Source organism: Acidimicrobiales bacterium (assembly GCA_035512495.1).
Classification (GTDB): domain Bacteria; phylum Actinomycetota; class Acidimicrobiia; order Acidimicrobiales; family CADCSY01; genus DATKDW01.
The window spans coordinates 1-8,564 of sequence record DATKDW010000024.1 but is presented as its reverse complement, the minus strand read 5'-3'; the positions used below and the strand labels follow the sequence as shown (position 1 = coordinate 8,564).

The window sequence follows — 8,564 nt, the reverse complement described above, 5'->3', positions numbered from 1 at the left end:
GTACATGCCGATCACCGCCGCCACCTTCATCGTCGGCTGGCTGGCCATCGCCGGCGTGCCGCCGTTCTCGGGCTTCTTCTCCAAGGACGAGATCCTGCTGTACGCCTGGGCCGAGAACCCGGCGCTGTGGGCCGTCGGCCTCGTCACCGCCCTGCTCACCGCGTTCTACATGAGCCGCCAGGTCTTCATGGTCTTCTTCGGTGACGAGCGCTTCACCGTCGAGGGCCACGCCGAGGCCGTGCAGGTCGACGCCGAGCACGCCGACGGCGAGGACACCGCCCTCGACACCGACGACTCCGAGGCCGAGGCGCTGGAGCGACCGGACACGGCGAGCGCACCCCAGCACGACGGCGTCCCCGCCCTGCACGCCGAGCCGCACGAGTCGCCCTGGACCATGACCCTGCCGCTCGTCGCCCTGTCGGTGCTCGCCATCGTGGGCGGTGCCATCCAACTGCCCTTCGCCAAGGACCTGCACTTCCTCGGCGACTGGCTGCACCCGGTGCTCGGCGACAACGAGGCCCACATCGACGTCGCCACCGGCACCAAGGTCGGCCTCGCCGTGGTGGCCGTGCTTGCCGGCCTCACCGGCATCGCCATCGCCTGGGCCATCTACCTGCGGCGCATGCGCGAGCCCATCGAGCCCACGATCCTCGCCGAGGGCTACCGCTACGACCGCGTCATCTCGGCATTCATGGGCGGGCCCGGCCGGGCCGGCTTCGAGGCCACCGCTACGTTCGACCGCACGGTCATCGACGGCGCCGTCAACGGTGTGGCCTCCCTCGTGCGGCGCTCCGGCGGGGGCTTGCGCGGCCTGCAGTCCGGCTTCGTCCGCAACTACGCGCTCGGCATCGCCGGCGGCGCCGTCCTCCTGCTCGCCTACTTCCTCGCGCAGGTCACGCTCTGATGCTCGCCGCCAACCTCGCCTTCCCGCTGCTCACGGCGTCGATCCTCGTGCCGCTCGCCGGCGCGCTGCTGATCGCGCTGATCCCGGCCACCCGGCGCGAGCTCACCCGCCCGCTCGCCGTCCTCTTCTCGGCCACCACCGGCGCCTTCACAATGTGGATGCTCGGTGCCTTCGACCGCAGCGAGGCCGGGTTCCAGTTCGAGACCGCCCACGAGTGGATCGAGGAGTTCGGCATCGGCTGGCACCTCGGCGTCGACGGAATCTCGCTGTTCCTCGTCGTGCTCACCGGCGTGCTGTTCCCGCTGACGTTCCTGGCCGTCGCCCCCAAGCACGACCCCAAGGCGTACTACGCCTGGCTGCTGCTCCTGCAGGCCGGATGCATCGGTGCGTTCAGCGCGCTCGACCTGTTCCTGTTCTTCATCTTCTTCGAGATCGTGCTCGTGCCGATGTACTTCCTCATCGGCGGATGGGGCTACGGCCAGCGGGTCTACGCCGCGCTGAAGTTCTTCCTCTTCACCATGTTCGGCTCGGCCCTGATGCTCGTCGGCATCGTCAGCCTCGCCTTCCTCGAGCGCGATGCCGGCCTCGAGCGCAGCGAGGCGGCCGCCCAGGAGCTGGCCGGTCTCCAGGAGGGCATCGATCTGCGCGAGTCCTCCGGGATCGAGGTCCCCCAGGAGGAGTTCGACCGGCTCGAGGAGCTGATCGCCACGGTCGGGGACGCCGACCGGCTCACCTTCGACCTGGTCGAGCTGGCCGAGGGCCGGGCCGAGACGCTCGCCGCCGACCAGGAGGCCATCGAGGCCGGGGAGATGGAGGCGCGCGACTCCTGGAACCCGCTCGACTGGGAGGCGGCGAAGTGGATCTTCCTCGCCTTCGCCCTCGCCTTCGCCGTCAAGGTGCCGCTGTTCCCGCTGCACACCTGGCTGCCCGACGCCCACACCGAGGCCCCCACGGCCGGCTCCGTGATCCTCGCGGGCGTGATGCTCAAGCTCGGCACCTACGGCTTCGTGCGCTTCGGGCTCTACCTCTTCCCCGACGCCTCACTGTTCTTCGCCCCGGTGATCGCCACCCTCGGTGTCATCGGCATCCTGTACGGCGCCGTCGTGGCCACCATGCAGAAGGACATCAAGCGCCTCATCGCCTACTCGTCCGTGGCCCACCTCGGCTTCATCGCCCTCGGCACCTTCGCCATGACCACCCAGGGCATCGGCGGCGGCGTGCTCCAGATGGTGAACCACGGGATCTCCACCGGTGCGCTGTTCCTCCTGCTCGGCATGCTCTACGAGCGCCGCCACACCTACGACATCGCCGCCATGTCCGGCCTGCAGAAGGCCACTCCGGTGCTCGCCGGCGTGTTCACCCTCGTGATGCTGTCCTCGATCGGGCTGCCCGGACTGAACGGCTTCGTCGGCGAGTTCTTGATCCTCGCCGGCGCCTACCTCACCCTCAAGTGGTGGGCGGTCGTCGCCGCAGCCGGGGTGATCCTCGCCGCGCTGTACCTGCTGTGGGCCTACCAGCGGGTCTTCCACGGCGAGCCCACCGAGGAGGACCTGGCCACGCCCGACATGCGCGGCGCCGAGCTGGCCTACATGGCGCCGCTCCTCGCCCTCATCGTGTTCCTCGGCGTGTACCCCAAGCCGGTCCTGGAACGCATCGAGCCGTCGGTCGCCGCCCTGGTGGAGCACATCGAAGGCGCCACCGACTTCGTCGAGCCCGATGCCGCCACCTCCGGCTTCTCCGGAGCGCTGGTCGACGCCCATGACGACGCGGACGACCACGGGGAGGGGGAGTGACCATGCGTGCCCTGCTCGCCCACGCGGCGCTCCCGCTGCAGGGGGCCGACGAGTCCTTCGAGCCCATCGCGACGCCCGAGATCGAGTGGTTCGCGGTCCTTCCGCTGCTCGTGCTGGTCGGTGCCGCCCTCGGCCTGATGACCCTCACGGCGCTCACCCGCCGTCCGCTGTTCCACGGCTTCTACCCCCTCGCCACCTCGGTCGCCGCCATCGCCGCCGCCGTGTGCACCTGGCCCATCTGGGACCGGGTGCAGGACGTCGAGCGGGGACCGTTCACCGCCATCGCCGGCGCGGTCGGCGTCGACGGATTCTCGGTGTTCATGACCGTGGTCATCTGCGCGTCGGTGGTGCTCACCGCGCTCCTGGCCGATGGCTACCTGCGCCGGGAGGGCCTCGACGGGCCCGAGCTGTACGTGCTCGTCCTGCTGTCGGCCGCCGGCGGCGTCGTCATGGCATCGGCCAACGACCTCATCGTGCTGTTCCTCGGCCTCGAGATCCTGTCGCTGGCCGTCTACGTCCTCGCCGCCATGCACCTGCGCCGGGTCACCTCCCAGGAGGCCGGCCTCAAGTACTTCGTGCTCGGCTCCTTTGCCTCGGCGTTCCTGCTCTACGGCATCGCCCTCACCTACGGCGCCACCGGCTCCACCAACCTCGTCGAGATCCTCACCTACCTCACCCAGGTCGCCCTGTTCGACAACGGGATCCTCCTCGCCGGCATGGCCATGCTCCTCGTCGGCCTCCTGTTCAAGGTCGCCGCCGCCCCGTTCCACGCCTGGACACCCGACGTGTACCAGGGCGCGCCCACGCCGGTCGTGGCGTACATGGCCGCGGGCGTGAAGGCCGCGGGGTTCGCCGGCCTCATCCGGGTCCTGTACCTCGGCTTCCAGACCTATCGGGTCGACTGGCAGCCGGTGATCTACGCAGTCGCCATCATCACGCTGCTGGTCGGCGCGCTGATGGCCGTCGTGCAGACCGACGTGAAGCGGATGCTGGCGTACTCCTCGATCAACCACGCCGGCTTCATCCTCGTGGCCGTGCAGGCCGCCACCGAGCGTGGCGTGGAGGCATCGCTGTTCTACCTGGCCAGCTACACGTTCCTCGTCGGCGGCAGCTTCGCCATCGTCACCGTGGTCGGCCGCACCGGCGACGACCGCCACACCCTCGACGACTACCGCGGCCTCGCCAGGGCCCGACCAGCCCTCGCGCTGGTCTTCGCCCTGCTGCTGTTCAGCCAGGCCGGCGTCCCCTTCACCAGCGGCTTCTTCGCCAAGTTCTACGCGATCGCCGCCGCGGTCGACGCCGGCTCGTACCCCCTGGCTGCCGTCGCGATGCTCACCGCCGTCATCGCCACCTTCCTGTACCTGCGCATCACGGTGTCGATGTTCCTCGGCGATGTCGACGACGCCGACGTCCCCGACCGTCGCACGCTGCCGGTGCCCGTCGGTGCGACCCTCGCCCTGATCATCTGCGTGGTCGTCACCCTCGGCGTGGGCCTGTTCCCGCACGTGCTCACCGGTCCCGCCGGCGACGCCACCGCCGTCCTCGTCGGCTTCTGATCCGCCGGCCACCGTGGCCTCCATCGAGTCGGTCGGCGACGTGGTCGAGGTCGACGACGTGCTCGTCACCATCCGGCCCCGCACCGGCTGGCTCGCCCGTCGGCGCTCGACGCTGGAGGGGCCGGTCACCTGGCCGGCACCCCGCACCACGGTGACCCTCCACCGCACCGACACGGTCGGACAGTGGCAGGCCCGGTTCACCTACGAGGGCCAGACCGTCACGCTGGCGTTCCCGCCCCGGCGCCTCGTCGACCTCGTCGCCTTCGCCGACACCCACCTCGGCGGCATGACCAACACCGTGATGGACGCCGAGCAGGACCGCATCGCCCGCAGGGCCCAGGACCGATGACCGCCGCCGAGATCGTGCTGATCGCCGTGGCCGGGTTCCTCGCCGGGGGCGTGAACGCCGTGGCCGGTGGCGGGTCGCTGATCTCGTTCCCGGCGCTGGTGGCTGCCGGTCTCCCGACGTTGGCCGCCAACGTCACCAACACCGTGGCCGTGTGGCCCGGCTACCTGGGCAGCGCCGCCGCCTACCGCAGCGAGCTCCGGGACCAGGGCCACCGACTGCGCGCCCTCGCCGTCACGTCCGTGCTCGGCGCGGCCGCCGGCGCCGCCATCCTGCTGGTCGCTCCCGACGCCGTCTTCGATGCCGTCGTCCCGTTCCTGGTGCTGGCCGGCTCGGTGCTGCTCGCCCTCCAGCCCCGCATCGCCAAGGCCGTGCTGGCCCGCACGGCCGCCGGCGCCGGCGGGCAGACCGTGCAGCTCCACGTCGCGATCTTCCTCGCCGCCGTCTACGGCGCCTACTTCGGTGGCGGCCTCGGCGTCATCCTCCTCGCCGTCCTCGGCATCTTCGTGGCCGACCACCTCCAGCGGCTCAACGGCCTGAAGGCCGCCATCTCGCTGCTCATCAACACGGTCGCGCTGGTCGCCTTCGCTCTCTTCGGTCCGGTGGACTGGGCGGCGGTGGCCATCGTGGCGCCGGCGAGCCTGCTCGGCGGCTACGTCGGCGGCCGACTCGCCCGACGCCTGTCGCCCGACGCCCTGCGCACCACCATCGTCGTCTTCGGCGTCGTCGTCGCCATCTGGCTCGCCCTGCGCTGAACCCCGGTCCCCGAATGGGTTGGCCCCGCGGTGACCGATGTCATACATTTCGGGCGAATTGGCGGGTGGGGCAGGAGCGTCTGTTCAGCGATGACGAAGTCACGAGCCACCCGTCGCCGTCGGGGCGTGAGCGCCGTGCTGGTGCTGTCCACCGGTGTCGCTCTCGGGTTCAGCGCTCACCACGGGCTGCGATCCGTCGAGCTGTCCGATGCCTCGAGCGTCGCGCTCGAGGGCCCCACGACCACGGCGACCCCGGAGCCGGCCACCGCTGAGGTGCCCACGACCCTCCCAGCCACCACGGCGGCGCCCACCACGGCCGCGCCGACCGCTGCGGCCCCCACGACCCCGCCGCCGCCCACCACCGTCCCCGGCCCGCCGACGTACCGCAGCGGCGACCAGGGTCCCGAGATCGCCGCCATGCAGGAGCGCCTCCTGGCTCTCGGCTTCTGGGTGCCGGTGGCCGACGGCGACTTCGGCTCCCTCACCCAGCAGGCGGTGATGGCGTTCCAGAAGCACGCCGGCTTGTCGCGCGACGGCCTCGCCGGCCCTGCCACCATGGCTGCGCTCGAGACGGCCGCACCGGTCGCCGCCCGAGAGGGCGGTGACCACGTCGAGATCGACCTCGAACGCCAGCTGCTCATCGTGGTGCGCGGCGGTCGCACCCTCGCGTTCAACACCTCCACCGGCACCAGCGGATGGCGGACGCCGCCGGGACGGTTCACGGTCGACCGGGAGATCGACGGCGTCCGGGAGGCCCCGCTCGGCAACCTCTACCGCCCCAAGTACTTCAACGGCGGCATCGCCCTGCACGGCTCGCCCAGCATCCCCGGCCGACCGGCGTCCCACGGATGCGCCAGAGTGCACGACCGCGTCATGGATCTGCTGTGGAGCGACGGCCTGATGCCCGTCGGCACGCCGGTCTGGGTGTACTGAACCCGGCCCCGGAGCAGCCCTGACGGGGTGTCGAAACGGCCCTCGATGGCCCATCTGCAGCTCGGTTGGGCGATCTTGGCCCACTTCCGCGCCGGTCAGTAGGGTTCGCAGCCGTGTCGGAGTTCCTCCGCAATTACCTGACGGTTGCCATCTTCGGTGGCCTTGCGGTCGCGCTCTTGGCTGCCGTCCTCGGAGCCGGGTCCTTGATCCGTCCGAACCGTCACCAGGAAGGCAAGCTCGAGAACTACGAGTCCGGCGTGGACCCGGTCGGCGACATGTGGTCGCAGAGCCAGGTCCGCTACTACATCTTCGCCCTCATGTTCGTCATCTTCGACGTGGAGGCGGTGTTCATCTTCCCGTGGGCGACCCGGGTCGAGGAGTACGGCGTCTTCGGCCTCGTCGAGATGCTCATCTTCATCGCCATCTTGACCCTTGGCCTCGTGTACGCGTGGCGCAAGGGCGTCCTCCGCTGGATCTAGAAGAGGGAAGCCCATGGGTCTGGTCGAGAGCGGCAAGCTCCCCAAGCCGCTCACGCAGCTGCTCAACACGTCACGCAAGTACTCCCTCTGGATGTACCAGTGGGGCCTCGCGTGCTGCGCCATCGAGATGGCCGCCGTCATGGCCGGCCCGCGCTTCGACGTCATGCGCCTCGGCGTGATCCCGCTGCCGGCCTCGCCCCGCCAGTCCGACCTCCTCTGCGTCTCGGGCACGGTGACCGACAAGATGGTCCCGGCCGTCCGCCGCCTGTGGGAGCAGATGCCGGACCCGAAGTACGTGATCTCGATGGGCTCCTGCGCCAACTGCGGCGGCCCGTACTGGGACAGCTACTCGGTGACCAAGGGCGTCGACCAGGTCATCCCCGTCGACGTCTACGTGCCCGGCTGCCCGCCCCGGCCCGAGGCCCTGCTCGAGGGCATCGTGCTGCTCCAGGAGCGCATCCAGAACGAGGACATGGCCGACAAGTGGCGAGGTGATCCCATTGTCGTCAGCTGACACCGAGGCCCCGGTCGAGGACGACGCCGCCCAGCAGGAGCCCGACGAGCGGCGCGAAGCCCTCCTCGCCGGCCTCACCGAGCGCCTCGGCGACGACCTGCTCGGCTCCCACCTCCAGCCCGGCCTCAACCTCTGGATCCGCGTCACGCCCCAGGCCTGGGTGCCCACGATGCGCCACCTGCGTGCCGACCTCGGCTTCCGCTACTTCGAGTTCCTCTCGGCCATCGACTGGATGCCGTCGCCCTATGGTCGCTACGAGGAGGCTGCGGTCGACGTCGACCTGCATGCCCTGCGTGAGGGTGCGCTCGCCGTCGATCCCACCACGTTCGAGACCGGGCTCGCCGGTGGCGACACCCGCTTCCAAATCTTCGTCCGGGTCATGAACCTCGCCGAGCGCGATCTCGGACTCATCGTGAAGGTCGACGTGCCCCCGTCCGTCGACGACCCGGCCGAGCCCGGCGCCGTCGACACCATCGTCGCCATCTACCCGGGCGCCGACTGGTGCGAGCGCGAGATCCACGAGATGTACGGCATCGGCTTCGACGGGAACCCGAACCTGCGCAGCCTCTACCTGCCATCGGGGTTCGAGGGCCACCCGCTGCGCAAGGACTACCCGCTGCTCGCCCGGCACGTGAAGCCGTGGCCGGGCATCGTCGACGTCGAGCCCAGGCCCGGCGGCGCCGCCGACGAGGAGGCTGACGAATGACCGTCACCGAGTCCGAGCAGCGCGCCTACGTCGCGGCGAAGGCGGCCGACGCGCGCGTCAACGTCGAGCTCGAGACCGACGAGGGCATGACCCTCAACATCGGTCCGCAGCACCCGGCCACCCACGGAACCCTGCGCATCGTCGCCAAGCTCGACGGCGAACAGGTGCTCTGGGTCGAGCCGATCATGGGCTACATGCACCGGGGCTACGAGAAGCTCGTCGAGGTGCGCACCTACCCGCAGGTCACCACGCTGGTGAACCGCATCGACTGGCTGGCGGCGTCCTGCAACGAGGTCCCCTTCATCCTCGCCACCGAGCAGCTGATGGGTGTCGAGGCCCCGCTGCGGGCGCAGTACCTCCGTACGATCTTCCACGAGATGGGCCGCATCGCGCACCTCACCATGTTCCTCGGGGACATGGGCGTGCAGATCGGCGCACTGACGCCGATGTTCTACGCGATGCGCGACCGCGAGTTCGTGCTGAACCAGACCGAGTCGGTCAGCGGCGGCCGCTTCCACCCGAACTTCAACCGCATCGGTGGCCTCAAGGACGACATCCCGAAGGGGTGGCTCGAGGAG

The 8,564-nt window shown here is 70.2% G+C and carries 10 protein-coding genes; all 10 read left to right on the top strand.

The annotated features are described in order from the left end of the window. Window positions 1-904 (top strand): proton-conducting transporter membrane subunit (locus VMN58_02580; GenBank protein ID HUF32080.1); only part of this gene is annotated, 904 nt, incomplete at its 5' end. Next, window positions 904-2,697, top strand: a complete 1,794-nt coding sequence (locus tag VMN58_02575; protein HUF32079.1) for an NADH-quinone oxidoreductase subunit M — start codon at window positions 904-906, stop codon at window positions 2,695-2,697. The genes VMN58_02580 and VMN58_02575, both read left to right, overlap by 1 nt. A gap of 2 nt (window positions 2,698-2,699) precedes the next feature. After that, a complete protein-coding gene (locus VMN58_02570) occupies window positions 2,700-4,253 on the top strand; it encodes an NADH-quinone oxidoreductase subunit N (GenBank protein ID HUF32078.1) in 1,554 nt (517 codons plus the stop codon). A 13-nt stretch (window positions 4,254-4,266) separates the two neighbouring features. Then, the gene (locus tag VMN58_02565) at window positions 4,267-4,602 is read left to right on the top strand and encodes a hypothetical protein (GenBank protein ID HUF32077.1); all 336 of its coding nucleotides are present in this window, start codon (window positions 4,267-4,269) and stop codon (window positions 4,600-4,602) included. Beyond that, window positions 4,599-5,354 (top strand): sulfite exporter TauE/SafE family protein, encoded by a 756-nt coding sequence (locus tag VMN58_02560; protein HUF32076.1) that lies wholly within the window; start codon window positions 4,599-4,601, stop codon window positions 5,352-5,354. Before VMN58_02565 ends, VMN58_02560 begins: the two co-directional genes overlap by 4 nt. A 90-nt stretch (window positions 5,355-5,444) precedes the next feature. Beyond that, window positions 5,445-6,287 carry a L,D-transpeptidase family protein gene (locus VMN58_02555; protein HUF32075.1) on the top strand — a complete coding sequence of 281 codons (843 nt, stop codon included), beginning with the start codon at window positions 5,445-5,447 and terminating at the stop codon, window positions 6,285-6,287. 113 nt (window positions 6,288-6,400) lie between these two features. Beyond that, window positions 6,401-6,766 carry an NADH-quinone oxidoreductase subunit A gene (locus VMN58_02550; protein ID HUF32074.1) on the top strand — a complete coding sequence of 122 codons (366 nt, stop codon included), beginning with the start codon at window positions 6,401-6,403 and terminating at the stop codon, window positions 6,764-6,766. Between the two features lie 13 nt (window positions 6,767-6,779). Further along, entirely contained in the window at window positions 6,780-7,280 is a 501-nt protein-coding gene (locus tag VMN58_02545; GenBank protein ID HUF32073.1) for an NADH-quinone oxidoreductase subunit B family protein, read from the top strand. After that, complete coding sequence (locus VMN58_02540) at window positions 7,267-7,986, top strand: NADH-quinone oxidoreductase subunit C (GenBank protein HUF32072.1); 720 nt, start codon at window positions 7,267-7,269, stop codon at window positions 7,984-7,986. The genes VMN58_02545 and VMN58_02540 overlap by 14 nt, the downstream gene beginning before the upstream one ends. Beyond that, a partial coding sequence (locus VMN58_02535; protein ID HUF32071.1) for an NADH-quinone oxidoreductase subunit D 1 occupies window positions 7,983-8,564 on the top strand: 582 nt, incomplete at its 3' end. The genes VMN58_02540 and VMN58_02535, both read left to right, overlap by 4 nt.

What these genes read in the sequence shown, in the direction of transcription:
- VMN58_02575 (HUF32079.1), top strand. Translation starts at nt 904, where the DNA reads ATGCTCGCCGCCAACCTCGCCTTCCCGCTGCTCACGGCGTCGATCCTC.
- VMN58_02570 (HUF32078.1), top strand. Translation starts at nt 2,700, where the DNA reads ATGCGTGCCCTGCTCGCCCACGCGGCGCTCCCGCTGCAGGGGGCCGAC.
- VMN58_02560 (HUF32076.1), top strand. Translation starts at nt 4,599, where the DNA reads ATGACCGCCGCCGAGATCGTGCTGATCGCCGTGGCCGGGTTCCTCGCC.
- VMN58_02555 (HUF32075.1), top strand. Translation starts at nt 5,445, where the DNA reads ATGACGAAGTCACGAGCCACCCGTCGCCGTCGGGGCGTGAGCGCCGTG.
- VMN58_02545 (HUF32073.1), top strand. Translation starts at nt 6,780, where the DNA reads ATGGGTCTGGTCGAGAGCGGCAAGCTCCCCAAGCCGCTCACGCAGCTG.